We start from the raw sequence: 25824 nt of genomic DNA, 5'->3' as shown, positions 1-25824 counted from the left end.
ATGAGTCGCCGGGCGCCGCCATGGGCCGACGTGGGCCTTCGTGAGCCGCCGTCAGCCGTCGAGAACCGCCGCTTCAGCGCCCGACCGCGTAGGCCTGCATCAGGCGCGGCGTGGCCGCCGCGTGCAGCAGGCCGTCGGGATCGCGCGAGGCCGCAGTCAGCCGCCCCACCGACCATTCCGGCACTTCCTCGATCTGGTGCCCGCGGCGGCGCAGCGCCTCGATCACCTCGGCGCCGAAGCTGGCCTCCAGCGCCAGGTGTCCCGGCTTGCGGTCCCGGGGATAGAAGGACGTGGGGAAATGCATGGTGTGCGACATGGGCAGGTCGATGGCTTCCTGCAGGTTCAGGCCATGGTGCACGTGACGCAGGAAGAACAGCAGCTGCCACTGTTCCTGCTGGTCGCCGCCCGGCGTGCCGAACGCCAGATAAGGCACGCCGTCGCGCAGCGCCAGCGACGGGGTCAGCGTGGTGCGCGGACGCTTGCCCGGCGCCAGCGTGCCCGGCAAGCCCTCTTCCAGCCAGAACATCTGGGCGCGGGTGTTCAGGCCGAAACCAAGCGCCGGAATGACGGGCGAGGACTGGAACCAGCCGCCCGAAGGCGTCGCCGAGATCATGTTGCCCCAGCGGTCGATGACGTCCACATGCGTGGTGTCGCCGCGCTTGGCCGAGGCGCGCATGTCGGCGAGCGTCGGCTCGTTGGTGGCGCTGCCCGGCGCGGTCACCGGCGACAGGCGTTCGAGCGTGTCCATGACGCGGGCCACCTGGGCCTCGAAGCCGGGAACCCGGCCCGGCAGCAGGTCGCGCGATGCGGTCTCGCCGATCAGCTTGCGGCGTTCGGCGCTGTAGGCATCCGAAAGCAGATGGTCCAGCGGCACGTCGATGAAGGCCGGATCGCCGTAATAGGCTTCGCGGTCCGCAAAGGCGAGCTTCATGGCCTCGGTGACGCGGTGGATGAACTCGGCGCTGGTGGGGCTGACGCCGGCCAGGTCCATGTCCTTCAGGATGGCGAGCGTCTGCAGGAACACGGGGCCCTGGCTCCAGGCGCCCGCCTTGGCCACCGTGTAGCCGTGGTAGTCGTAGGTGAGCGGCGTGTCGTAGCTGGCGGACCAGCCGGCCAGGTCGTCGGCCGTGATGACGCCGCGGTGGGTCGTGCCGCTTTCGTCGATGACGTCGGTGTTGCGGGCGAAACGGTCGATTTCTTCGGCGATGAAACCGCGGTAGAACGCGTCGCGCGCGGCCTCGATCTGGCGTTCACGGTCGGCGCCGGCGGCTTCGGCCGCTTGCAGCACGCGGTTCCAGGTGCGGGCGAGCGCCGGGTTGCGGAACAGCTTGCGGGCCTGCGGCACCTGCCCGCCCGGCACGTACACCTGGGCGGTCGTGGGCCAGTGCGTCTCGAAGAAGTCCTTCAGGCCGGCGATGGTGTTGGAGATGCGCGGCATCAGGGCGTGGCCGTGCTCGGCATAGTAAATGGCGGGCTCGAGCACGTCGCGCACGCGCAGCGTGCCGTGGTCGCGCAGCAGCAGCATCCAGGCGTCGAAGGCGCCCGGGATCACGGTGGCCAGCAGGCCGTTGCCGGGAATGAGCTTGAGGCCTTCGGCGCGGTAGCGCTCGAGCGTGGCGGCGGCGGGCGTCGTGCCCTGCCCGCACAGCACCTCGACCTTGCGGGTGCGCGCGGAATAGAAGACGGCCGGCACTTCGCCGGCCGGCCCCACGAGGTGGGGTTCGACGACCTGCAGCACGAACGCCGAGGCGACGCAGGCATCGAACGCATTGCCGCCGCGCTCCAGCAGCGACATGCCGGCCGAACTGGCCAGCCAATGGGTGGACGTCACGACACCGAAGGTGCCGAGGATTTCCGGGCGAGTCGTAAACATGGTGGGTCCTGTTGTGGGCGGGTGGGTGTCAGACACCTGCAATGTGCGCCGCGCGTGAAGAGGCCCGCATCTGCGGGCCTGGGGCTTTACTTCCTGGATACGCCCTTGAGGCGGATCAGGCCGTCGGGATAGGGCACAAACCCTTCCACCTTGCTCTGCACGCCGAACGTCCAGGGCAGGTAGAACAGATAGATGATGGGACGCTGGTCCTGCATCGCGGTCAGCACCTGGTCGTACATGGCGCGGCGCTTGGCGGTGTCGGCCTCGGCGCGGGCATCGTCGAGCAGCTTGTCGATGCCGGCGTCGCAGAACTTGCCGTCGTTCAGGTTGCCCTTGCAGCTCAGGTATTGGTGGATATTGCCGCTGGGATCGACACGGCCGGACCAGCCGTTCTGGCCGACCTGGAAGTCGCCGCGCGCCAGCGAGGATTGCAGCGAGGCGAACTCGACGGGACGCAGGGTGATGTCGAAGCCCGCTTCGGCGCCCATTGCCTGCACCAGTTCGAAGACCTGCTGCATCGTGGTGTTGTTGCCGAAGGTGATCTCGAACTTGACGCGGTCGTAGCCGGCCTCCTTCAGCAGGGCCTGCGCCTTTTTGGGATCGCGGCCCGCGCGGTCGAACGACTTGTTGTAGGCGAAGCTGGCCGGCGGAAACGGCTGGTACGCCGGCTGGAACATGCCTTCGCCGATCACCTGGTTCAGCACGTCGCGGTCGATGGCCAGATCCAGCGCCTGCCGGACCCGCTTGTCCTTGGCGAGCGGATGGTCGGCGCGCGCGCCGTTGGCGATGTTCACCGAGATGGACTGGAAGCCCAGGCCGGTCACCGGCGCCAGACGCAGGCTGGGATCGTCCTTGACGGCCTTGGTGTCGCTGGGCGCCACGCGCTCGATGATGTCCAGGTCGCCCGCGCGCAGGTTGTTCAGGCGCACGGTGTTGTCCGGAATCGGCGTGTAGACGAGGCGGTCAAAGTGGTAATTGGCCGCGTCCCAATACTTGGGGAATTTCTCGAGCACGATGCGGTCGTTCTGCACGCGCTCCTTGAACTGGTACGGACCCGAGCACACGGGCTTGCCGCCGGGATCCTTGTCGAAGCTGGCGGGCGAAATCATCATGCCGGCGCGGTCGGACAGTTGGGACAGCAGGGAGGCGTCCGGCTCCGACAGGTTCAGCACCACGGTCTGGTCATCCGGCGCGTCCACGCTGGCGACGGTGGCCAGCTCGCTCTTGCGGTTGCTGTCCGGCAGCGTGCGGGCACGGTCCAGGTTGGCCTTGACGGCGGCGGCGTTGACGGGCGTGCCGTCATGGAAGACGGCATCCGTGCGCAGCTTGAAGGTCAGCGTCTTTTTGTCCGGGCCGACGGTCCAGGACTGCGCGAGCTGGGGCACGAACTTCAGGTCGGGGGTGATGTCGACCAGCTTGTCGCACAGCGACGCGAACACGATGCGGCCGACAAACGTGCGGGCGCGGGCCGGATCGAGCACGTCCGGGTCGTCCTGCAGCCCGATACGCAAGGTGGACTGGGCCTGCGCCAATCCGGTGGCCAGCATTCCCGCCATGGCCATGGCGAGGCAGAGTTTACGCATGAATGATCTCCGTCGGTTCCGACAGGGCTGTCGCTTCGTGCGCCGGCGCACCGCCTGGCGGGAAGGACAGACCCCGGGGTCGTGCCGCGTCGCCGGGTCCATCCCCCGCTGCGCACGTTGTTGTTGGATTCTGCGCCAGGCGCGCGGCGATTGTATAGACCGGCGTGGGCGCGCCGCCCACTATACGCCCGTGGCGGCCGCCTTGCGGACGCCCGGATTCAGGGGATCCGGCAGGGGGCCGAAAAATCGGCGGAGGCGGCGACCGTGCCGCGCAGCATGGCGACCAGCGGCCGGGCGTCGTCGCGCCGGTATTGGAACGCGTAGGGCAAGGCGGCCAGCTCGGGCTCGCCGTGCAGGACGCGCAGGCTGCCTTCGGCCTGCAGCGTGTCGGCCCAGTGGCTGGGCAGCAGCCCCACGCCGGTCCCTTCGATCAGCAGGCCGACGATGGCGCCCCAGTTGTTGCAGCAGAGGCGCTCGCCCGCGGCCTCGCGTCCGCCCAGCCAGTCGTCAATGATGCGCGTGGTGCCCGCGCCTTCCGGCAGGGTCACGAGCGGCAGCCGGGCCAGCAAGGCCATCGTCATGCGGGTGTCGCCAGGTTGCAGCACCGAGGGCGCCGCCGCCCAGGAAAAGCGCGCCTCGCCGATGGGCGACGAGGCAATGCCCGGCCGGGACGAGCGCCCGGCGATCACGGCGAAGTCCAGTTCGCCGTCCGCCACGCGCTGCTCCAGCACCTGCCCGATGTCGACATAGGGTTCCAGCACCAGCTCCGGATAGGCGGCGCGCACGGCGCCGATGAGGCGCGGCAGCCAGGTCAGCGCGGTCAGTTCGCCCACGCCGAAACGGCACCGGCCGCGCAGGCCCGGCGTCTCGGCCATGGAGGCGCGAAGCTGGTCGGCGGCGGCCAGCAGGCTGCGGGCCTGCGGCACCAGCCGCTGGCCCGCGTCGGTGAGTACGGCCTTGTGGCCGCTGCGGTCGAACAGCGGCTGGCCCAGCGCGTCTTCCAGTTCGGTGAGCCGTTTGGAGAGCGAGGACACCGACAGATGCAGCCGTTCAGCAGCCACGGCGAAGCTGGCGCAGGTGGCGGCCCAGTAGAAGGCTTCGAGCTGCTTGAGGGTCATGGGCGTTCGCTGACGCGGTAGGCGCAGCGCCGCGCCCCCGCCAGGATGTGCTCTTCGCGCTCGACCCGCACGCCCTCGCCCAGCACCTTGCGAAACAGCTCCAGCTCGCTGCGGCAAAAGCCCATACAGGCCTTGGCGGCCGAACAGATGGGGCAATGGTTTTCGATGAAGATGAAATCGGCGCCGTCCTGGCGCAGTTCGGCCATGTAGCCTTCCGCGCACCGCACGCCGACCAGGCGCTCGAGCCGCGCCTTCAGGCCGGGCGCGTCCCGCATCGCCTGGCGGTAACTGCTGAACATGGCGCTTTCGCGCACCTGCACGAGCTTGTCGATGCCTTCCTCGCCGAACACCTGGCGCACGGCGGCGATCATCTGCACCGTCATTTCGGCATGGGTGTCCGGGAAGCGGCCGTGGCCGGCCTCGGTCAGGAACCAGATCTGGGTGGGCCGGCCTCGGCCCGCGCTGCGGCTTTCGGCGTCGACCAGCCCGTCCGCGTGCAGCCGCGTCATCTGCTGGCGCACCGCCTCGGCCGTCACGTCCATCGCCCGCGCGATGACCGCGATGGATTGCGGCCCGCGCGTCTTCAGGGTCATGAGCACGCGGTCCGCGGGCTGGTGCGGCATCGCGGCGGCCGGGTGGGACAGGCTGTCAGACATGAGGGGTATCGATGCTCCGGAAGAAGTGCCTATGGTGCCACGGACGGCGGGCCTGGGTCAGCCGGGGCCGGCGCCCGTCCCCGATGCCGGCGATGGCGCCGATGCCGCCTGCCAGCCGCCGCCCAGCGCCTTGACCAGCGCGATCAGGCGCGTATAGGACTCGGTCTCGGCGACGGCCACGGCGTCCTGGGCGCGCAAAAGCGTACGCTGCGCGTCCAGGACGGTCAAATACGGGGCGCTGCCCTCGCGGTAGCGCAGCCGCGCCAGTTCGGCGGCCCGCCCGCTGTGCGCGGCGGCCTGCGCCAGGCTGCCTAGCCGCTGCTGCGTCTGGCCGAACTCCGCCAGCGCGGACTCCACTTCCTGCACCGCCCGCAGCACCGTCTGTTCGTAGCGCGCCGCCTCGCCGTCCAGACGCGCCTCGGCCCCGCGCTTGCGGGCGAAGGCCGTCGGCAGATGGAAGGCTGGCCAGTTGGCGCTGGCCGCCACGCTGAATCCGCGGCTGGCCGCCGAACCGAAGTCCGCCCCGCGCAGCGCGACAAAGCCCAGGAAGCCGCCCAGGTCGATGCGCGGGTAGAGGTCGGCCGTCGCGACGCCCACGTCGGCGTTCGCGGCGGCCAGATTGCGTTCGGCGGCCAGCACGTCCGGACGCCGCGACAGCAAGGTGCCCACGTCGCCGATGGGAAGCCGCGCCGTCAGGGGCGCAAGCGGCCCAGCCGCTTCCAGCGCACCCAGTTCGACGGGGCGCAGGCCCACCAGTACCGCGATCCGGTAGCGCGCCAGCCGCCGCGCCGTCTCCTGCACCGGCACGCTGGCCTGTACGGTTTCCAGTTCGGCCCGCGCGCTGGCCAGATCGCCCTCGTCGCCGCGGCCCGCCGACACCAGGGCCTGGGTCACGCGCAGGCTGTCCTGCTGGCTGGCCAGGTTGGCGCGCGCCACCGCCAGCCGCTGCTCCGCGCCGCGCAGCTCGAAATAGTTGCGCGCCACTTCGGCCGCGACGACGATGCGGGCCTGCGCCAGATCGGCGGCCTGCGCTTCGCTGCGGGCGGCGGCGCCCTCGGCGGCGCGGCGCAGCCTGCCGAAGAGGTCCAATTCCCAGGCCGCATCGAAACCCGCGCGGTAGCTCTCGGCCAGATTGCGCTCGCCGGCCGTGCCAGGGTTGGCCTGCGACAGGCTGCGTTCGTAGCCGCCGCCCAGCGTCACGACGGGCAGCTTGTCCAGTTCCTTTTCGTCCAGGGCCGCGCGCGATTCGGCAAGGCGCGCCTGCGCGATGCGGATGTCGTGGTTGCGCGCCAGCGCCAGGTCGATCAGGCGGTCGAGTTGCGGATCCTGCAATTGCTTCCACCAGTCGCGCTGGAGCTGGTCGGTGGGAAACAGCGCCTGCTCCGGACTGGTCAGAACGACGGGCGCCGGGTTCGGCGGCCGGTAATCGGGGCCGACCGCGCAGCCGGCGGCGGCCAGCGCGGCCAGCAGCACGATGGCGCCGCGGCGCAGCCGGGGGGAGAGATGAAGCGTGTCCATGATCGATTCCTCAGTGCCAGGCGGCCGCGCCCGTGGCGCGCGCGTCCTCGGCGTCCGCCTGCGCCAGTTCGCGGGCGCGCGGCGTGTCGTGGGCCGCCCGGTGGTCGCGGGCGAAAACGGTGTAGACGGTGGGCAGCACGAACAGCGTGAAGAGCGTGCCCACCAGCAGGCCCACCACGATGACCAGGCCCAGGCTGTAGCGGCTGTTCGCGCCCGCACCGGTGGCGAACAGCAAGGGGATCAGGCCCATGACCATGGCGGCCGTCGTCATCAGGATGGGCCGCAGGCGGACGCGCGCGGCCTGCTCCATCGCCGCGCGCCGGTCCAGGCCATGGCTGACCTGCATTTCATTGGCGAATTCCACCATCAGGATCCCGTGCTTGCTGATCAGCCCGATCAGCGTCACCAGGCCGATCTGCGTGTAGATGTTCACCGTGGCCATGCCCAGCGCCAGGGGAATCAACGCCCCGCAGATGGACATGGGCACGCTCACCAGGATGATGAACGGATCGCGCAGGCTCTCGTACTGGGCGGCCAGCACCAGGTAGATGACGATGATGGCGAAGATGAAGGTGATCATCAGGGCCGAGCCTTCCTGCGAGAACTGGCGCGCATCGGACTGCCAGTCATAGCTGAAGCCCGCGGGCAGCGCCTGGGCCTGCTGCGTCAGGAACTGCACGGCGTCGCCCATGGTGACGCCCGGCATGGGTATGGCCTGGAACGTCGCCGCGTTCAACTGGTTGAACTGCGTGAGCTTGTTGGGCTCCACGCCCATCGAGACCGACACCAGGTTGGACAGCGGCACCTGCGCGCCCGTGGCGCTCTTGACGTGGTACTGCGCCAGCGCCTGCGGCGAGATGCGCTGCTCGGGGGAACTTTGCGGAATGACGTCATAGGAACGCCCATCCATGCCGAAGCGGTTGACGTAGTTCTCGCCCACCAGCACCGCCAGCGTGTCGCCGATGGCCTTCATGGTGACGCCCAGGCTGTTGGCCTTGGCGCGGTCCACTTTCAACTGCACGACGGGGTTGTTGTAGTCCAGGTCGCTGTCCACCACCATGAACAGGCCGCTTTCGCGCGCGGCCCGCTTCAGGCCTTCCATGGCCTCGTAGACCACGGCGTAGTCGGACGCGCTCATCAGCACCATCTGCACCGGCAGCCCGCCTGTGGACCCCGGCAGTGACGGCAACTGGAAGGCGAAGATGTTGCTGCCCTCGATCTGGTTCGCCATGGATTGCATGTCAGCCTGGATCTCGTCGGCCGAGCGCGTGCGGTCCTGCCAGTCCACGAAGTCCACGCCGCCGATGCTGTTGGAGACGCCGTCGGACCCGTTGATCAGCCAGCGCCCCTTTTGCTCGGGCAGCGTCTTCATGACGTCGTCCCACTTCCTGCCGAATTTTTCGACATAGTCGATGTTGGCCTGCTGCGGCGACTTGATGGCGGTGAGGACCGTGGACTGGTCCTCGACCGGCGCCAGCTCCTGCTGCGCGGCGTTGTACAGGAACGGCAGGCTGGCCAGCACCGCCACCGCCAGCACGCCGGTGACCCAGCGATGATGCAGCGACACGTCCAGCACGCGCCCGTAGGCGTCGCCCAGGCGTCCGAAGAAGTGTTCCGTCTTGCGGGCCATCCAACCGTCGGCGACCCGGCCGTTCAGGAGGAATGAGCTCATCACTGGCGACAGCGTCAGCGCGATCACGCCGGACACGACCACCGCCCCCGCCAGCGTGAACGCGAACTCCTTGAAAAGCGAGCCTGTCAGCCCGCCCATCAGCCCGATCGGGGCGTAGACCGCCGCAAGCGTGATGGTCATGGCGATCACCGGGCCCGCCACTTCGCGGGCGCCGATGAGCGCGGCGCGCACGGGCGACTTGCCCTCCTCGATGTGGCGGTGCACGTTTTCGACCACGACGATGGCGTCATCCACCACCAGCCCGATCGCCAGCACCATGGCAAGCAGGGTCAGCAGGTTCACGCTGAAGCCAAAGAGCGCCATGATGGCCGCGCCGCCCAGCATGGACAGCGGGATGGTCACCACCGGTATCAGCACGGCGCGCAAGGATCCCAGGCACAGGAAGATCACCGCCACCACGATGACGATGGCTTCGAGCAGCGTTTGCGTCACCCCGTCGATGGACGCGCTGATGAAGCGCGCCAGCTCGAACGGCACCTGCACGCTGGTGCCCGGCGGCAGGTTCTGCTTGATGTCGGGCAACAGTTCGTTCAGGCGCTTCACGATGACCAGCGGATTGCCGACCGGCGTGGCATTCAGGCCGAAATACACGGCGGGCTCGCCGTCCATGAGGCCGCTGGAATCGGTGGAGGCGGCGCCCAGTTCCACGGTGGCCACGTCGCCCAGCCGGACAATGGCGTCGCCTTCGCGCTTGACCACCATGTCGCGGAATTCGGCCACACTGACCAGGTCGGTGTTGACCTGGATGTTGGACACCACGTACAGGCCCTTGGCCTGGCCCGGCGCCGCCTGCACGTTGTTGTCGCGCAGCGCTTCGGCCAGTTCCCCGGCGGAGATGCCCCGCGCCGCCATGCGGTTGGGGTCCAGCCAGACGCGCATTGCCAGCGTCTGGCCGCCGTACAGCTCGACGCTGGCCACGCCGTCGATGGACGACAACTGCGGCTGCACCACGCGCGACAGGTAATCGGTCAGCGCGGCCAGCGACAGGTCGGTGCTGGAAAAGCCCACATAGGCGACGGCGGTCGCCTCGCCGGCGGACTTGACCAGGACGGGGTCGTAGACGTCCTGCGGCAGCCGATACTTGACTTCGTTGACCTTGGCCATCACCTCGGTCATGGCCTTGTTGGAATCGGCGTTCAGCTTCATCCGCACGGTGATCACGCTGCGGCCCTGGGTGGACGACGAGGACAGGTAATCGATGCCTTCGACCGTGGCCACGGACTGCGCAATGGGTTGTGTGACGAAGCCCTGCATCAGATCGGGCGAGGCGCCCGGGTACTGGGTGGTGATGGTGATGGTGGTGCTTTCGGTCAGGGGATACTGCCTGACGGGCAGCCCGCTCAAGGCCTTGATGCCCAGCAGCAGGATCAGCGTGCTGACTACCAGCGCCAGCACGGGGCGGCGCACGAACAGATCGGTGAACTTCATGTCTGCCTCCGGGCCTTACCGCGCCTGCGCCACGGCCTGGCGGGGCGCATCCAGCGCCACGGTGTCGCCGGGCAGGATCTCGACGGCGGCGCCGTTGTGCAACCGCAGTTGTCCGGACGTCACGACACGGTCGCCCGCGCTCAGCCCCTCGGTCACCACCACGCGGCCGCGCAGGCGCTCGCCCGTTTTCACGTAGGTCTGCCTGACGGTCGGGGTCGGGGTCGGGGTCGCGCCCGCCGCGCCGGCTTCGGGCGGCGCCACGACATAGACGGAATCGCCGTAGGCGCTGTAGCTCACGGCCGTCTCGGGCACGGTGATGACGCCGGGCCGGTCGGGCAGGCTGATCCGGCCATGCGCGTACATCCCGGCCGACAGCGCGCCGTCGGGATTGGCCAACTCGGCCTGAACGCGGACGGTGCGCGTGCCCGGGTCCACCTGGGGCTCCACGGTCGTGACCTTGCCCTGGAACTCGCGCCCGGCGTGCGCGTCCACCGTCACCGTCACGGGCTGGCCGACGCGCAGCGCGCCCAGCGCCTGTTCGGGCAGCGTAAGGTTGGCGTACATGGAGGCGCCGTCGGTCAGCGACACCAGCGGGTCTCCGGCGCGCGCAAACTGCCCCAGGTTCACGCGGCGCACGCCCAGCACGCCGTCGAACGGCGCCTTGATGCGCTTCTGGTCGATCAGCGCCTGCACGCGCCGCACGTCGGCGGCGGCCTGCTCGTAGTCGGCCTGCGCCTGGTCGAGCTGCTCGCGCGTGGCGGCCTGCAGCGGCGCCAGCCGGCGCGTGCGATCCAGCAAGGCCCGCGCGTTGCGCGCCTGCGCCTGCAGCCGCGCCAGTTCGCCCTGTTCGGGCGCGTCGTTCAATTGGACCAGCAACTGCCCTGCCTTGACCGCTTCGCCCGGGGTGAACAGTATCTGGGCCACGCGCCCGTCGACTTCGGCCGCCACCAGCACCTGGCGGGTCGCCTCCAGCGAGCCGATGCCGCTCAACACCACCGGGAAATCCGCCTGCACCGCCGTGGCCACGGCCACCTTGGCCGGCGCCATCGTCCACCCGCCCCCCGGCGCCGCGCCGCCGGACTTCCAGTAAAGCGCCCCGCCGGCCAATGCCGCCGCCAACGCCAGGGCGCCCGCCGCCCATGCCCCTGCTTTCGCCTTCATGTCATCGCTCACTTTATTTAAACAAGAATTTGCTTGGATAATCCATGATTCGCGGCTTTTCGTCAAAGCGGATGAAGCAATGGCGCGGATAGGGCCGGGCTATGGACGAAAAAAAGCCACGCGGGCGGCGTGGCGGAATCGGGCAAGCGAGGATGGGCCGATCAGGCGCGCACCATGTGCAGGTAATGCCGGTGGCGTTCGTACTGGTCCAGGATGTCGCCGATCACGGCGTCCCGGCTCCAGCCCATGATGTCGTAATCCTGGCCGCCTTCGCGCAGGTGGACTTCCGCGCGGAAGTATTTGCGCTCTTCTTCGTCGGCGGCCTCGTCGGGCGTCAGGCTGGGCCGCACGAAGGCCTGGGGCTGCACGGCGTAGGAGAAATCCAGGTGCTCGCCATGGGAAACCTCCAGGATCGCCCCGCCCTCGTCCTGGTCTTCCCGCACCTGCACCGCATAGCCCTGCTTGCGCAATTCGTCGGCCACGTCTTCGAAGGCCGGCCGCACCACGTCGGAAATGAAGCGCTGCACATGGGCGCGGCGCGGCATCATCACCATGTTGCGCAGGCGCCGCTCCCAGGACTGCCCGCCGCGCGCCGGCCGCGACAGCGTCAGTGACTGGTAGCGGATGCCGCGCTTGGTCGCATCGAGCTTGAGCGCCTTGAACAGGCCCCACAGCGACAGCAGCAGGATGATCGAGAACGGCAGCGCGCTGGCGATGGTGGCGGTCTGCAACGCGGTCAGGCCGTCGGCCAGCAGCAGGGCGATGGCGACCGCGCCCATCAGCAGCGACCAGAAAATGCGCTGCCAGACAGGCGTGCGGTCCTGCCCGCCGGAAGCCAGCAAGTCCACCACCAGCGCCCCCGAGTCCGCCGAAGTGACGAAGAACACGGCGACCATCGCAATAGCCACCAGCGAAAGCACGCTGCTCAAGGGCAGATGCTCGAAAAAGGCAAACAGCGCCAGCGAGGAATCGGCCTCCACCACCTCCGCGAGCCCCTGCACCCCGTCGACGAAAATCATGTGGATGGCCGTGTCGCCGAACACCGTCATCCAGAACAGGGTGAAGCCCGCGGGCACCAGCAGGACGCCGGTGACGAATTCGCGGATGGTGCGACCGCGGGAAATGCGCGCGATGAACAGGCCCACGAAGGGAGACCAGGCGATCCACCAGCCCCAGTAGAACAGCGTCCAGCCACCGATCCAGTCGGTCGGTTCATAGGCATAGAGGTTGAAGGTCTTGTTGACGATATCGGACAGATAGGTGCCCGTGTTCTGCACAAAGGTCTGGAGCAGAAACACCGTCGGTCCCACGATCAGCACGAACAGCAGCAGCACCACGGCCAATGCCAGATTGGTCTCGGACAGGATGCGGATTCCCTTGTCCAGGCCGCTTGCCACTGACACTGTCGCCAGTCCGCACGTGATGACGATCAGAATGATCTGCGACGTCACGCCGACAGGAACGCCGAACAGATGGTTCAGCCCGCTGTTGATCTGGGCAACCCCCAGGCCCAGCGAGGTCGCCACGCCAAGCACCGTGCCCAGGATGGCAAAGATGTCGACGGCGTGACCGATCGGCCCGTGGATCCGGTTGCCGATCAAGGGGTACAGCGCCGAGCGCAGCGTCAGGGGCAGGCCGTGCCGATAGCTGAAGAACGCCAGAATCAACGCCACGATGGCGTAGATCGACCACGCATGCAGCCCCCAATGGAAGAACGTGATCTTCATGGCCTCGCGCGCGGCGATGACGGTCCCGCCTTCGCCGAACGGCGGAGACAGGAAATGCATCAAGGGTTCGGCCACGCCGAAGAACATCAGCCCGATGCCCATGCCGGCGGAAAACAGCATGGCGAACCAGGTGAAGTTGCGATAGTCGGGTTCGCTGTGGTCGGGCCCCAGCTTGATGTCGCCGTACCGGCTCACGGCCAGGAACACCACCGACAACAGGATGATGGCCACCACCAGGATGTAGAACCAACTGACGTTGCCGAGAATCCAGCGCTGAACGGAGTCAAACAGCGTCTGCGCGGACTCGGGCGCCAGGATGGCAAAGCCCACGAGCAGCAGGGTGACGATGGCCGCCGGAAAAAAAACGGGCCGATTGATGCTGGGTGTTCGGGTTTCCGAAGTCATGCGGCTGCTCCTTACGCCCGAGGGTGAGATCCTGCGGCGCGAGCCCCCTCAGTCCGGCCGCACGCCGTGGCTATTACTATCACGGGACAAACCTGCCTGACAACTCGCGGCCGCGCGGCCTCAATCCGGTGTGGCCTCGCCGAAGACCACGCGGCGGAAGAACCCGGCCAGCACGGCCTCCGTCATTTCGGGCGTGACGCCCTGCGGATCAAAGGCATAGCTGAACTGCATGCCGTCCGACAGCGCCAGCAGCCCCAGCGCAAGCTGCTCGGCCGGCAGCGGAAGCGGGGTGCCCACGTGCGCCGAAAACTGCTTGACGTATTCGGTGGTGGCTTCGCGCAGCTCGCGCAGACAGGCCGCGAAGCCCACGCGGAATTCCGGATCGCGGGCCGCCTGCAGTTTGCCTTCCATCCAGAGCAGGAAGCAGTCGTTCTCGCGGAAATGCGTGCTGTAGTACTGCAGAACGCGCGCTTCCATCTGCGACCGCGATTCGCCGTCCGCGAAGATAGCGCGCATGTCGGCCATGACGCTTTCGTGGTCGCGCCGCAGCAGTTGCAGGAAGAGCTCGGACTTGCTGCCGAAATTCGAATAGAACGCGCCACGCGAGTAGCCGGCCTGCTCGGCGATGTCTTCGACGCTGGCGGCCACAAAGCCCTTGGATAGAAAAATCGATTGCGCGGCGTCGAGCAGACGCTGACGCGTCTGGTCACGGCTCTGCTCTCGAGTTAGGCGGACTTTTGACATGGCGCGAGTTTAGCATCGGTGCGCATTTCAAATTCAACATTGAATCCAGATACATGACTGTATTAGAATCCAGTCCGTATCGAGTCCGGCTCGTCCCTTTTTCACCCCCCTTTTACGCCGTTCCGCGCCGCGAGGTGTTTTGTGAATTGTCCTGGCCCGTGCGCGCGCTCCATTGCGCGCGACGCCGTTGCTGATGCAGCGCCGCCCCTTTCCCCCGCCCCGTCCCGCCGGCGGACACGGCTGATGGCCCTGTCCGCGCTGGTGGCGCTGGCGGCCGCCGTGAGCGGATGCGGCCGCGAACAGGCATCCGCCCCCGCGCCGCGCCCGGTGGTCGCCATGCCGGCGCAGGCCGACGCGGCTCTGCCCGCGTGGACGCTGCCCGGCGAAGTCCAGGCCCGCTACAGCACACCGCTGTCGTTCCGCGTGGGCGGCAAGATCATCGAGCGGCAGGTCCGGCTGGGCGACACGGTCAAACCCGGACAGGTGGTGGCCCGGCTGGATCCGGCGGACGCAGCCAAGAATGCCGCCGCCGCGCGCGCGGCGCTGTCCGCCGCCCAGCACCAGCTGGACTACGCCCGCCAGCAACTGGACCGCGACCGGGCCCAGGCGCGCGAGAACCTGATCGCCGCCACCCAGCTCGAGCAGACCCGCAACGCCTATGCCTCGGCGCTCGCGCAGCGGGACCAGGCCGCGCAGGAAGCGGCGCTGGCGGCGGACCAGCTCAAGTACACGACGCTCCAGACCGACCACGCCGGCGTCATCACCGCCGAAGAGGCCGACACCGGGCAGAACGTGGCGGCCGGCACGCCCGTCTATCAGCTTGCGTGGGCGGGCGACATCGACGCGCTGTGCGACGTGCCCGAAAACCTGCTGGCCAGCCTGGCCATCGGCCAGCGCGCCGCCGTCACGCTGGGGCCGCTGCCCGGCCAGACGTTCACGGCCGTGCTGCGCGAGATCGCGCCGGCGGCCGACCCGCAAAGCCGCACCTACCGCGCCAAGCTCACGCTGGAGTCGCCCACGCCCGAGGTGCGCCTGGGCATGACCGCCAACATCAGTTTCGACAATCGCTCGGCCAACGGCCAGGCGACCTACACCGTGCCGGCCACGGCCCTTTTCCATGACGGGCGCGAGCCGGCGATCTGGATCGTCAAGCCCGACGCCGACACGCTGGAGCTGCGGCGGGTGCAGGTGCTGCGCTACGACGCGCGCACCATAACCCTGTCGGCGGGCTTGCAGGCAGGCGAGCGCGTGGTGTGGCAAGGCGTGCACACCGTGTCGGCCGGCGAAAAGGTGCGCGCGGTGCCGCCGCTGCATCCCGAGGACTTCGCATCATGAGCGCCCCCGGCCAGGACGCCGGTCAAGACGCGGTGCAAGACGCGGGGCACGACGCCCACCGTCACGAGGAAGGCAGCTTCAACCTGTCGGCCTGGGCCTTGCGGCACCAGCCGCTGGTGATCTTCATCATCACGCTCGTCACGCTGTTCGGCGTGCTGTCGTATTCGCGGCTGGCGCAGTCCGAGGACCCGCCCTTCACCTTCCGCGTCATGGTCATCCAGACCCTCTGGCCCGGCGCCACCGCACAGCAGGTGCAGGAACAGGTAACCGACCGCATCGGCAGGAAGCTCCAGGAGACCGCCAACACGGACTTCCTGCGCAGCTACTCGCGGCCCGGCGAATCGCTGATCTTCTACACGATGAAGGACTCGGCGCCCGCCAGCACCGTGGCCGATCAGTGGTACCAGGTGCGCAAGAAGGTGGGCGACATCCGGGCCACGCTGCCCCAGGGCGTGCAGGGCCCGTTCTTCAATGACGAGTTCGGCGACGTCTACACCAACATCTACACCCTGCAGGGCGACGGGTTCTCCCCGGCGCAGTTGCACGACTACGCGGACAAGCTGCGCACGGTGCTGCTGCGCGTGCCGGGCGTGGCCAAGGTGGATTACTTCGGCGACCAGCCCGAGCACATCTACATCGAAATCACCAACACCCAGCTCACCCGGCTGGGCGTGTCGCCGCAGCAGATCGCGCAGGCGATCAACAGCCAGAACGCCGTGCAGGGCGCGGGCACGCTGACCACGGCGGACGACCGCATCTTCGTGCGGCCCACCGGCCAGTTCGCCAACAGCCGTGCGCTGGCGGACACGCTGATCCGCGTCAACGACAAGTCCATCCGGCTGGGCGACATCGCCACGATCCGCCGCGGCTACGACGATCCGCCGACGCAGCAGATGCGCTTTGGCGGCAAGACCGTGCTGGGCATCGGCATCACCATGCAGCCCGGCCAGGACGTGGTGCGCCTGGGCAAGTCGCTGGACGTGAAGTTCAAGGAACTGCAGGCCCAGTTGCCCGCGGGCCTGACGCTGGACGAAGTCTCCAGCATGCCCACGGCCGTGTCGCATTCGGTTGATGAATTCCTGCGCTCCGTGGCGGAAGCCGTGGCCATCGTGCTGGCGGTGAGCCTGGTGTCGCTGGGGCTGCGCACCGGCATGGTGGTGGTGATTTCCATCCCGGTGGTGCTGGCCATCACGGCGCTCTTCATGGAGATGTTCGGCATCGGCCTGCACAAGGTCTCGCTGGGCACGCTGGTGCTGGCCCTGGGCCTTCTGGTCGACGACGCCATCATCGCCGTCGAGATGATGGCGGTGAAGCTGGAGCAGGGCTGGAACCGGACGCGCGCCGCGGCCTATGCCTACACCAGCACCGCCTTTCCCATGCTGACCGGCACCCTCGTCACGGTGGCGGGCTTCCTGCCCATTGCGTTGGCCAAGTCCAGCACGGGCGAATACACGCGCTCGATCTTCCAGGTGTCCGCCATCGCGCTGATCACGTCGTGGTTCGCCGCGGTGGTGCTGATCCCGCTGCTGGGCTATCGCCTGCTGCCCGAGCGCAAGCGCGAGGCGCACCTGCCCCACGACCACGAGCACGACATCTACGACACCCGGTTCTACCAGCGCCTGCGCGGTTGGGTCGCGTGGTGCGTGGACCGCCGCTATCTCGTGCTGGCCGGCACCGTGCTCGTGTTCGTCGTGGCGATGGCCGGGTTCCGCTTCGTTCCGCAGCAGTTCTTTCCCAGCTCAGACCGCAGCGAACTCCTGGTGGACGTGCGCCTGCAGGAAGGCGCGTCGTTCGCCGCGACATTGCGGCAGGTCGAGCGCCTGGAAAAGGCCCTGGAAGGCCGGCCCGAGATCGCGCATTCGGTGAGCTTCGTCGGCACCGGCGCGCCGCGCTTCTACCTGCCGCTGGACCAGCAGCTTGCCACGCCCAACTTCGCCCAGCTCGTCATCACCACGCACTCGGTGGAAGATCGCGAAAAGCTCGCGCAGTGGCTGGAGCCGATGCTGCGCAGCGACTTCTCCGCCTTCCGCAGCCGCCTGTCGCGGCTGGAAAACGGACCGCCGGTCGGCTATCAGGTGCAGTTCCGGGTCAGCGGCGACAAGATTCCCGAGGTGCGCGCGGTGGCCGAGAAGGTGGCGGCCCAGGTGCGCGCCGACCCGCGCTCGGCCAACGTGCAGTTCGACTGGGACGAGCCATCCGAGCGCTCGGTGCGCTTCGAGGTCGACCAGCAGAAAGCGCGCGAACTGGGCATCAGCTCGGCCGACATCGCCGACTTCCTGGCGATGACGCTGTCGGGCTACACCGTGACGCAATACCGCGAACGCGACAAATTGATCAACGTCAGTCTGCGCGCCCCGCGCGAAGAGCGGATCGACCCGGCCCGCCTCGCCACGCTGGCCATGCCCACCACCAATGGCCCGGTGCCGCTGGGCAGCCTGGGGCAGGTGCGCTACGGGCTTGAATACGGCGTCATCTGGGAACGCGACCGCCAGCCCACGATTACCGTGCAGGCCGACGTGACCGCCGGCGCGCAAGGTATCGACGTCACGCATGCCATCGACAAAAAGCTGGACGCGCTGCGCGCCGAGCTGCCGGTGGGCTTTCGCATCGAAGTCGGCGGACCGGTGGAGGAAAGCGGCAAGGGCCAGTCGTCCATCAATGCGCAGATGCCCTTGATGGTGGTGGCGGTGCTGACGCTGCTGATGGTGCAGCTGCAGAGTTTCGCGCGCGTCCTGATGGTGGTGCTGACGGCGCCGCTGGGACTGATCGGCGTGGTGGCGGCGCTGCTGCTGTTCGGCAAGCCCTTCGGCTTTGTCGCGATGCTGGGCGTGATCGCCATGTTCGGCATCATCATGCGCAATTCGGTCATTCTGGTGGATCAGATCGAACAGGACATCCGCGCGGGCCACAAACGTGTGGACGCGATCGTCGGCGCCACCGTCCGGCGCTTCCGGCCGATCACGCTGACGGCCGCCGCGGCGGTGCTGGCGCTGATACCCTTGCTGCGCAGCAACTTCTTCGGCCCCATGGCGACCGCCCTGATGGGCGGCATCACCAGCGCCACGGTGCTGACGCTGTTCTTCCTGCCCGCGCTGTACGCCGCGTGGTTCCGCGTGCGGCACGACGAACGCGACGAACCCGAAGGCGTGCCGCCCGGCGCCAACGCGGGCGACACGGCGGAGCGAGGAGCCTGATCATGACCATGGATTTCACCCGCGCAAGCCGTCGATTCACCGTCCTGCCGCTGGTGCTGATGCTGGGCGCGTGCGCCTTCGCGCCGGACAGCAAGCCGCCCGAGGTGACGCCGCCCGCGCAGTACGGCGTGCAGGCCGTGCCCCCCGCCGGCGCGGCCGCGCAGGGCGTCGCGCAGCGTTTTGAGCGCGGGGCGCACCCCGTGCCGCAATGGTGGAAGCGCTATGGTTCCGCCGCGCTCGATGCGCTGGTCGAGGAAGGCCTGGCCAACAGTCCCGACCTGGCCGCGGCCGAACGCAACCTGGCCGGGGCGCGGGAACAATTGCGCGGACAGGTCAATTCGTCGTTGCTGCCGTCCGTGGACGCGGGCGCCAGCGCCACGCGCAATCGCGCGGTGACGATGCCTGAACTGCCCGAACCCACGGCGCTCTACAACGTCTTTACCGGCCAGATCCAGGCCACGTATGACCTGGACCTGTTCGGCGCCGCGCGCTTTGCCAATACCTCGCTGGCGGCGCAGGTCGAGCAGCAGGCCTACCAACTGGAAGCCGCGCGGCGTTCGCTGGCGGCCAATATCGTCACCGGCGCCATCACCTCGGCCTCTTTGGCCGAGCGCGTGGCGCTGACGGAAAAGCAGGTGGTGTTGCTGCGCCAGGTGGCGCGCGACACGCAGCGCCGGTACGAGCTGGGGTCGGCCTCGCAGAACGACGCGCTGGATGCGGACCAGGACGCCGCCACGCTGGAGGCGTCGCTGCCAGGACTGCGCGCGCAGTGGCATGCCACGCGCCACGCGCTGGCCGTGCTGCTGGGGCGCAGCCCCGACCAGGCGCCGCCGGACCTCGCCTTCGACGCGCTGGCCGTGCCGGACGCGGTGCCGGTGATGGTGCCCTCGGAACTGCTGGCCGCGCGGCCCGACATCCAGGTGGCCGAGGCCGTGGTGCAGGCCGCCGCGGCCGACGTGGGGCTGGCGACCGCGCAGCTCTTTCCCAGCCTGTCGCTGTCGGCGTCCATGGGCAAGGGCGGCTTTGCGTGGGGGGACGCGCTGTCCGGGGCCGGCGCCATCTGGGCCATCGGGGCATCGCTGACCCAGCCCATCTTCCATGGCGGCGCGCTGCTGGCCGAACGCAACGCGGCCAGGGACCGGTATGAAGCGGCTGTCCTGCAGTACAAGCAGACCGTGCTGACGGCGTTCCGCGACGTGGCCGACACCCTGTCGCGCCTGGAAGCCGGCGGGCAGGCGCTGGCGTCGGCCGAAGCCTCGCGCCTGGCCGCGGAGCAGTCCTATCGGAACACGGCCAAGCGCGTGCGGCTGGGCGCCCTGGCGCCCTACACCGAATACGCCGCCGAACAGCACTACGTGGGGGCCCGCCTGCGCGAGCTGGAGTACGCCAACAACCGCATGACGGAGACGGCGGCGCTGTTCCAGGCCATGGGCTCGCCCGCCAGCGCCCCCCAGAAGCCGTAGCGCCCCGGCGTCAGCCCTTCTTGAAAAGGCGCTTGGCGAGGTTCACCACGCCTAGCACCACGGCCCCCGCCACGATGCCGAACAGGGCATTGAGCAAGGTGGACACCAGCGCGTGCACGACGCCGCCCCCGCCGACCGCGGCGGCGGCGTGTTCGATGACCGCATGCACCGGCGGGATGCCGTGCGTCAGGATGGCGCCCCCGACCATGAACATGGCGGCCGTTCCGACCACGGACAGGGTCTTCATCAGGTACGGCGCCGCGGCCACGATCCGCTCGCCCAGCCAGGCGACCCCGCGCGAGGCCTTCTGGCTGAGGTGCACGCCCAGGTCGTCCAGCTTGACGATGCCCGCGACCAGGCCATATACCCCGACCGTCATGCCGACGGCGATGATGGACAGCACCGCGACCTGGCGGGTGAAGTCGGCGCCGGCCACGGCGCCCAGGCTGATGACGATGATTTCGGCCGACAGGATGAAGTCAGTGCGCACCGCGCCCTTGATCTTCTTTTTTTCGAACGCCACCATGTCGACCGACTGGTCCTGCAGGGCCCCGGCGAGCGCGGCGTGGTGGCCTTCGGGGGATTCGCCGTGCGGCAGGTACTTGTGCGCCAGCTTCTCGACGCCTTCGTAGCAGAGGAACGCGCCGCCCAGCATCAGCAGCGGGGTCACGGCCCAGGGCGCGAATGCGCTGATCAGGAGCGCCGCCGGCACGAGGATCAGCTTGTTGATGAAGGAGCCCTTGGCCACCGCCCAGACCACCGGCAGCTCGCGCTTGACCGGCAAGCCGGTGACCTGCTGGGCATTGAGCGCCAGGTCATCGCCCAGCACGCCCGCGGTTTTCTTGGCCGCCACCTTGGTCATGACGGAAACGTCATCCAGGATGGTGGCGATATCGTCGAACAACGCAAAGAAACTGCTTCCGGCCATCGAAACCCCCTCTCCCCTGTAAGGTGTTCCGAGTGTACAGGCGGCGGGCGGCGGATTCACGCCCCCGGCCCGTGCGTCCGGCCCGCGGCCGCAAGGCAGGCAACTTCCTGGGCCGGTATCCCGCCAGCACCGGGCGCAGGCGCCGTCCCGTGGACGCCCAAGCGCATGCCGGGCTACGCCGCGCCCTTGCGGACGTGGCGCCCGAGGCCCGGCAGGCCGCTAGGCCTGCGCGCGCGCGGCTGCGTTGTCGAAGAGGATGTTGTTTTCCAGATGGATGTGCGCCATCAGGTCTTCCTTGAATTGCCTGATGCCCAGGTACAGCGCGCGCCACGTGTTGCAGGCCGCACGCGGCAGCGTCACGTTGTTGGTCAGCGTCAGCAGGCGTTCCAGCGCGACGCCGTGGTCGTCGTGCTCCATGCGCATCACCATGATCGGCATGGTCGCCATGGCCCCGTGACCGCGCGCCAGCATCGGAAACAGCACCTGTTCCTCTTTCTGCATATGGCTTTCCAGTTCCTGCTGCATGGTGCGCAGGTGGTCGGCCAGGCCGGCCGGGCAATCCGGGCTGTCGGCGTGGACCTGCTCCACCTTCAGCGCCAGGCGGATCAGTTCGGGCAGTTGCTGGCGATGGACCTCGTGATAGCGCGCCAGGATGTGGTCGACCAGTTCGGCAGGCGAGGCCTGGCTCCAGTCCGTCTCCTGCGAGGGGTTTTGCGCCAGGGCCATCAGGCGCGCTTCGATCGTGGCCGGATCCAGCGAACGCTGGGCGGCCGCCTCGGCCAGGCTCTTCTTGCCGCCACAGCAGAAGTCCAGCTCGAATTCATGAAACACCTGCGTGGCGCCCGGAATGCTGCGGGCCAACTGCCCCAGGGATTGCTCAACCATGCTCATTGCGTCTCTCCATTGATCATGACGGTGCATCCACCCATGCGAAAACCGTGCCAGGAAAAACTTGCTATTTATCAATTACCTGCAAATTAAAGGGTGAATTTCACCATTGATAACCAGGGTTTAATTCACCCCGCGACGGTAGAATCCACCCATGCAAAACCTCCTGCTTGCCGACCTGGTCGCGGACCTGCCCCCCGCCATCCGCCTGCAGCGCCTGGTCTCCAGCCTGCGCACCCATTTCCGCTGCGGCGCCGTGGCCTTGCTGCAGCTTGAAGAAGACCACCTGCGCCCCGTCGCGGTGGACGGCCTGACGCAGGACGCGCTGGGCCGCCGCTTCGCGGTGCAGCAGCACCCGCGGCTCGCGGCCATCCTTGCGCGCCGCGGCGTCACCTGTTTCCATCACGACAGCACCCTGCCCGACCCGTACGATGGCCTCATCAACGGCATGGCGGGCGAGCCGCTGCCGGTGCACGACTGCATGGGCACCAGCCTGCACGTCGAAGGCAAGACCTGGGGTGTGCTGACACTGGACGCGCTGGAGGTCGGCACTTTCGACATGGACGCCCAGGCCGACCTGCGCGACTACATCGTGCTGCTGGAGGCCGCGTTGCGCACCACCCGCCTGGAGGCTGAAATCCGCGCCCTGCGCGTGGCGCGCGGGCAGGCGCCGGCGGACAGCGCCGCGCCCGCCGGCAGCGAGATCCTGGGCCAGAGCGAATCCATCGGACGGCTGCTGCACGAGATAGCCGTCGTCGCCGACTCCGAACTGCCCATCCTGCTGCTGGGCGAGACTGGCGTCGGCAAGGAGCTGTTCGCGCGCCGGGTGCACGCGCTGTCACGTCGCCGCGACCGGCCGCTGATCCATGTGAACTGCGCCGCGCTGCCCGAGTCCCTGGCCGAAAGCGAACTGTTCGGCCATGCGAAGGGCGCGTTTTCAGGCGCCGTCGCCGACCGTCCGGGCCGTTTCGAGGCCGCCAATGGCGGCACGTTGTTCCTGGACGAAGTGGGCGAGCTGCCGCTGCTGGTGCAGGCCAAGCTGCTGCGCACCTTGCAGAACGGCGAGATCCAGCGGCTGGGCGACGACCGTCCGCGCACGGTGGATGTGCGCATCGTGGCGGCCACCAACCGCAGCCTGCGCGACCTGGTGCGCGCGGGTGATTTCCGCGCCGATCTCTACCACCGGCTGTCGGTCTATCCGATTCCGATCCCGCCATTGCGCGACCGCGGCAACGACGTGCTGCTGCTGGCCGGCCGCTATCTGGAACTGAACCGCGCGCGGCTCGGCCTGCGCAGCCTGCGGCTGTCGCCCGAAGCCGAGGAAATGCTGCGCCGATACCGCTGGCCCGGCAATGTGCGAGAACTTGAACACGTCATCAGCCGCGCCGCGATCAAGGCGGTCAGCCACGGCGCCAGCCGCAACGAAATCGTGACGCTGGGCGCCAAGCTGCTGGACCTGTCGGACGGGGACATGCCGCTTGCCGTGGAAAGCGAAGCGGCGGATGCGTGCGCGCCGGCCGGCCCCGCGCAATCGCTGCGCGACGCGGTGGACGCCTGCCAGCGGCAGGTCATCCGGCGGACACTGGACGCCAACCAGGGCAACTGGGCCATGGCGGCGCGGGCGCTGGAGGTGGATGCCAGCAACCTGCACAAGCTGGCGCGCCGGCTGGGCCTGAAACCCTGAGGCGAAGGCACGGCCCGCGCTCGCGGGCCGGTTCAGTCAATCGGGATTAACCGGGCAAAAACCGGCAAAGACGGGCAAAAAGCGGGCTTAGCCCGGCCGTGCATGCGCATCGACCACGCTGCGACCGTGCTGGATCGCGGCATCCACCGCCATGCCGGGACTGGAAACCACGCCGCCCGAGACGAATAGCGGCACGAGGTGAGGCTCGCCGAGCCTGTCCTGGTCGCCCGCGAGTTCCACGGCGACGGTGGCGGTAAAGGCGGGCTGGCTGCCGCTTGCGGCATCAGCGCGGGAGACGCGCGCGGTAAGGCGGTATCCCTTGTAGACCATGTTGTTATGAAGCATGTGACCTCCAATACGGATCAAAAGGCCTTGCGGCCTTTTGATCACAGCGCGCGGATCTGGGTGGCGTGAGGACCCTTGGCGCCCTGCGCGGTCACGTAGCTGACACGCTGGTTTTCGAGTAGCACCTTATGGCCGTCGCTGACGATTTCCGAGAAATGCGCGAACAAATCCTTGCCGCCATTTTCGGGCATGATGAAGCCAAAACCCTTGGCATCGTTGAACCACTTCACAATTCCGGTTTCCATGATTTTTTCCTTTGACTGCGGGCTGCGGGTTGCCCCGCGAAATGAGCCAGTCAAGGAAAGGACCGCGAACAATGAAGCGCCCCGCAAAGGGTGCAAGACCGGACGAAAATCACGATGCTCGAAAAGCTTCAAAACCCACTATGGGTGCAGGCCGGGGTAATGTCAACCGGCGTTTCCAAATACCACCCTGATGCCCCGATGCGCGGGTTTTCCGCGGTTTTCCGATGCAATGCGCGAGTTTTCGAGCCTGATTGCGCTTAATGCGTAACCAATCGGTCTTTTGCACCGTGCCGGCGCATAAAGGGCGTATGCTCGACGCGTGGTGCTTGAACGCGCGTCGCCTCGCCGTATCGCCATACAGGAGTTCCAACATGGCCATACCGCGCAAGCGCATGCCGCAAGTCCTCGTTTTCCTTGATGCCCACGGGCTGATGGCAGCCGCGCTTTGAGCGCCATCGGAAGGTCCATCGCCCGATTCGCAAACGCGTGCGTCAAACGGCTTCCTTCGGCGCCTCCGCCCCCGGGCGGCGGTGAAACCAAGCGCGAGCCCCGCGCCGTCCACGCCGCGATTTCATCGCCGTGGCGCATCTACCGCATCTACGCCCGTCCCGGCCATCTGCTGATGCGCGACGAACGTGGCCACATCCTGAACCTGGGCGTGATGAAAGGCGCCGAACCCAACCTGACCTATCGCCTCTTCGCGCGCGATCTGCAGGGCAAGGGCTTTGCCACGCGCACGCAGTTGCTGGACGACATCGCACGGCGCATCGAAGCCGGCGAAGTCAGCAAGGAACTGCTCAGCCTGCCCGAATGGGACCAGCCGATGGGCGCGGACCTCGATCGCGGCACGCATACGGACGTGTCGATGAAACTGGGTCGCTAGGCGCGGCCCGGCTCAGGCCATATCCGCCGCGGTATCCAGGATGGCGCGCCGGAACTCGTTCATCAGCGGCGACCAGGTCGTGCCTTGCCGCGAGATCAGCGCGATCGAACGCGGCAGCGGCGGCCCCAGCGCCACCGGCAGCGCCACCACATCCCTGGCGGCCGCCAGCGCGCTTTGCGGCAACAGCGCCACCAGGTCGGAATGCGCCAGCAGCTCCAGCGTTCCCTTGGAGAAATGCTCCACTTCGAGCGCGGCCGCCGGCAGCGGCAGGCCGTTTTCCGCGTACCGCGCGTCCAGCGCATTGCGCGCGATGGATGAAGGCTTGGGCAGGATCCACCGCAGGCCCGCCAGGTCGCGCAACGCCAGCTTGCGCCGCGCGGTCAGCGGATGCCGGCGGCTGGCGGCCACGCACAGCCGGTCCTCGACGATCAATTCCTGGTGCAACGTCACGGGCACGTCGGCGTAGATGGGCGTCACCGCCAGGTCGAGCGCGCCGCTGGCGACAAGCTCGTTCAAATCATCCGACAGGCCCTGCGTCAATTGCACCCGCAGCGCGGGACGCCGCGGCAGCAGGCGGCGCATCGCCGGCATCGCCACACTGTCGACCGTCGCGCCCGTCACGCCCACGCGCAGCAGCCCCGCCTGCCCCACGCGCAATTCGGTCGCGTGCCGCACCGCATCCCGGTATTCCGCCCAGAGCTTTCTTGCGTGTTCCAGGAACACGAGCCCCGACGACGTCAGGCGCAGTCCGCGGCGGCTGCGGTCCAGCAGCCCCAGGCCCGTGTCGGCCTCCAGCCGCTGCAGCGACTTCGACAGCGCGGGCTGGCTCACGCCGCACGAAGCCGCCGCGCGGTCCAGGTTGCCATGCTCGACCGCGGCCAGGAAGTATTCGATGTCCCGCAACGACAGATTCATAACTCTTGGTTATCCATAAGCTCCGTATTGGGAATTTT

General features: G+C 68.2%; 19 protein-coding genes. 5 read left to right on the top strand and 14 right to left on the bottom strand.

Annotation, left to right across the window (positions count from 1 at the left end):
- Positions 1-73 precede the first annotated feature (73 nt).
- The 9 genes from BMW75_RS05370 to BMW75_RS05330 all read right to left on the bottom strand — a co-directional run bounded on the left by BMW75_RS05370 (position 74) and on the right by BMW75_RS05330 (position 13906).
- Positions 74-1873, bottom strand: coding sequence for a gamma-glutamyltransferase family protein (locus tag BMW75_RS05370; RefSeq protein ID WP_092577644.1), 1800 nt, complete (start codon positions 1871-1873; stop codon positions 74-76).
- A gap of 86 nt (positions 1874-1959) precedes the next feature.
- Positions 1960-3456: an ABC transporter substrate-binding protein gene (locus BMW75_RS05365; RefSeq protein ID WP_092577641.1), complete on the bottom strand. Its 1497-nt coding sequence runs from the start codon at positions 3454-3456 to the stop codon at positions 1960-1962.
- Between the two features lie 218 nt (positions 3457-3674).
- Positions 3675-4574 carry a LysR family transcriptional regulator gene (locus tag BMW75_RS05360; RefSeq protein ID WP_092577638.1) on the bottom strand — a complete coding sequence of 300 codons (900 nt, stop codon included), beginning with the start codon at positions 4572-4574 and terminating at the stop codon, positions 3675-3677.
- Positions 4571-5230, bottom strand: coding sequence for a helix-turn-helix transcriptional regulator (locus tag BMW75_RS05355; protein ID WP_092577635.1), 660 nt, complete (start codon positions 5228-5230; stop codon positions 4571-4573). The genes BMW75_RS05360 and BMW75_RS05355 overlap by 4 nt, the downstream gene beginning before the upstream one ends.
- Positions 5231-5287: 57 nt before the next feature.
- Positions 5288-6748, bottom strand: coding sequence for an efflux transporter outer membrane subunit (locus BMW75_RS05350; RefSeq protein ID WP_092577632.1), 1461 nt, complete (start codon positions 6746-6748; stop codon positions 5288-5290).
- A 10-nt stretch (positions 6749-6758) separates the two neighbouring features.
- Positions 6759-9869: a MexW/MexI family multidrug efflux RND transporter permease subunit gene (locus tag BMW75_RS05345; RefSeq protein ID WP_092577629.1), complete on the bottom strand. Its 3111-nt coding sequence runs from the start codon at positions 9867-9869 to the stop codon at positions 6759-6761.
- A 15-nt stretch (positions 9870-9884) separates the two neighbouring features.
- Complete coding sequence (locus BMW75_RS05340) at positions 9885-11030, bottom strand: efflux RND transporter periplasmic adaptor subunit (RefSeq protein WP_092577626.1); 1146 nt, start codon at positions 11028-11030, stop codon at positions 9885-9887.
- Positions 11031-11191: 161 nt separating this feature from the next.
- On the bottom strand, positions 11192-13162 hold the full coding sequence (locus BMW75_RS05335) for a BCCT family transporter (protein WP_092577622.1): 1971 nt from the start codon (positions 13160-13162) through the stop codon (positions 11192-11194).
- Between the two features lie 120 nt (positions 13163-13282).
- The gene (locus BMW75_RS05330; RefSeq protein WP_092577619.1) at positions 13283-13906 is read right to left on the bottom strand and encodes a TetR/AcrR family transcriptional regulator; all 624 of its coding nucleotides are present in this window, start codon (positions 13904-13906) and stop codon (positions 13283-13285) included.
- Between the two features lie 243 nt (positions 13907-14149).
- On the opposite strand from BMW75_RS05330, the gene BMW75_RS05325 reads away from it, so the two are divergent.
- From BMW75_RS05325 to BMW75_RS05315, 3 genes are read left to right on the top strand one after another with little or no spacing between them, the layout of a single operon-like run.
- The gene (locus tag BMW75_RS05325) at positions 14150-15241 is read left to right on the top strand and encodes an efflux RND transporter periplasmic adaptor subunit (RefSeq protein WP_092577616.1); all 1092 of its coding nucleotides are present in this window, start codon (positions 14150-14152) and stop codon (positions 15239-15241) included.
- Positions 15238-18435, top strand: a complete 3198-nt coding sequence (locus BMW75_RS05320) for an efflux RND transporter permease subunit (protein ID WP_092577614.1) — start codon at positions 15238-15240, stop codon at positions 18433-18435. The genes BMW75_RS05325 and BMW75_RS05320 overlap by 4 nt, the downstream gene beginning before the upstream one ends.
- 2 nt (positions 18436-18437) lie before the next feature.
- Positions 18438-19898 carry an efflux transporter outer membrane subunit gene (locus BMW75_RS05315; RefSeq protein WP_092577611.1) on the top strand — a complete coding sequence of 487 codons (1461 nt, stop codon included), beginning with the start codon at positions 18438-18440 and terminating at the stop codon, positions 19896-19898.
- 10 nt (positions 19899-19908) lie between these two features.
- Here the strand turns inward: BMW75_RS05315 and BMW75_RS05310 are convergent, their stop codons facing one another.
- Together BMW75_RS05310 and ytfE are read right to left on the bottom strand one after the other, a co-directional pair.
- Positions 19909-20826, bottom strand: coding sequence for a DUF808 domain-containing protein (locus tag BMW75_RS05310; protein ID WP_092577608.1), 918 nt, complete (start codon positions 20824-20826; stop codon positions 19909-19911).
- A gap of 219 nt (positions 20827-21045) precedes the next feature.
- Positions 21046-21717, bottom strand: a complete 672-nt coding sequence (gene ytfE, locus BMW75_RS05305; RefSeq protein ID WP_092577605.1) for an iron-sulfur cluster repair protein YtfE — start codon at positions 21715-21717, stop codon at positions 21046-21048.
- A 151-nt stretch (positions 21718-21868) separates the two neighbouring features.
- Between ytfE and norR the strand changes: the two genes are divergently transcribed.
- Positions 21869-23398: a nitric oxide reductase transcriptional regulator NorR gene (norR, locus tag BMW75_RS05300; protein ID WP_092577602.1), complete on the top strand. Its 1530-nt coding sequence runs from the start codon at positions 21869-21871 to the stop codon at positions 23396-23398.
- An 87-nt stretch (positions 23399-23485) separates the two neighbouring features.
- Here norR and BMW75_RS05295 read toward each other — a convergent pair whose 3' ends face one another.
- Entirely contained in the window at positions 23486-23743 is a 258-nt protein-coding gene (locus tag BMW75_RS05295; protein WP_092577599.1) for a hypothetical protein, read from the bottom strand.
- A gap of 41 nt (positions 23744-23784) precedes the next feature.
- Positions 23785-23988 carry a cold-shock protein gene (locus tag BMW75_RS05290; RefSeq protein WP_006223700.1) on the bottom strand — a complete coding sequence of 68 codons (204 nt, stop codon included), beginning with the start codon at positions 23986-23988 and terminating at the stop codon, positions 23785-23787.
- Positions 23989-24433: 445 nt separating this feature from the next.
- Between BMW75_RS05290 and BMW75_RS05285 the strand changes: the two genes are divergently transcribed.
- Positions 24434-24871: a hypothetical protein gene (locus BMW75_RS05285; protein WP_092577595.1), complete on the top strand. Its 438-nt coding sequence runs from the start codon at positions 24434-24436 to the stop codon at positions 24869-24871.
- A gap of 12 nt (positions 24872-24883) precedes the next feature.
- Here the strand turns inward: BMW75_RS05285 and BMW75_RS05280 are convergent, their stop codons facing one another.
- Positions 24884-25786, bottom strand: coding sequence for a LysR family transcriptional regulator (locus BMW75_RS05280; protein ID WP_092577592.1), 903 nt, complete (start codon positions 25784-25786; stop codon positions 24884-24886).
- Between the last annotated feature and the right edge of the window lie 38 nt (positions 25787-25824).

It is taken from the genome of Achromobacter sp. NFACC18-2, assembly GCF_900108985.1.
Lineage (GTDB): Bacteria > Pseudomonadota > Gammaproteobacteria > Burkholderiales > Burkholderiaceae_B > Achromobacter.
This window is presented reverse-complemented; position numbering and strand designations above follow the sequence as displayed.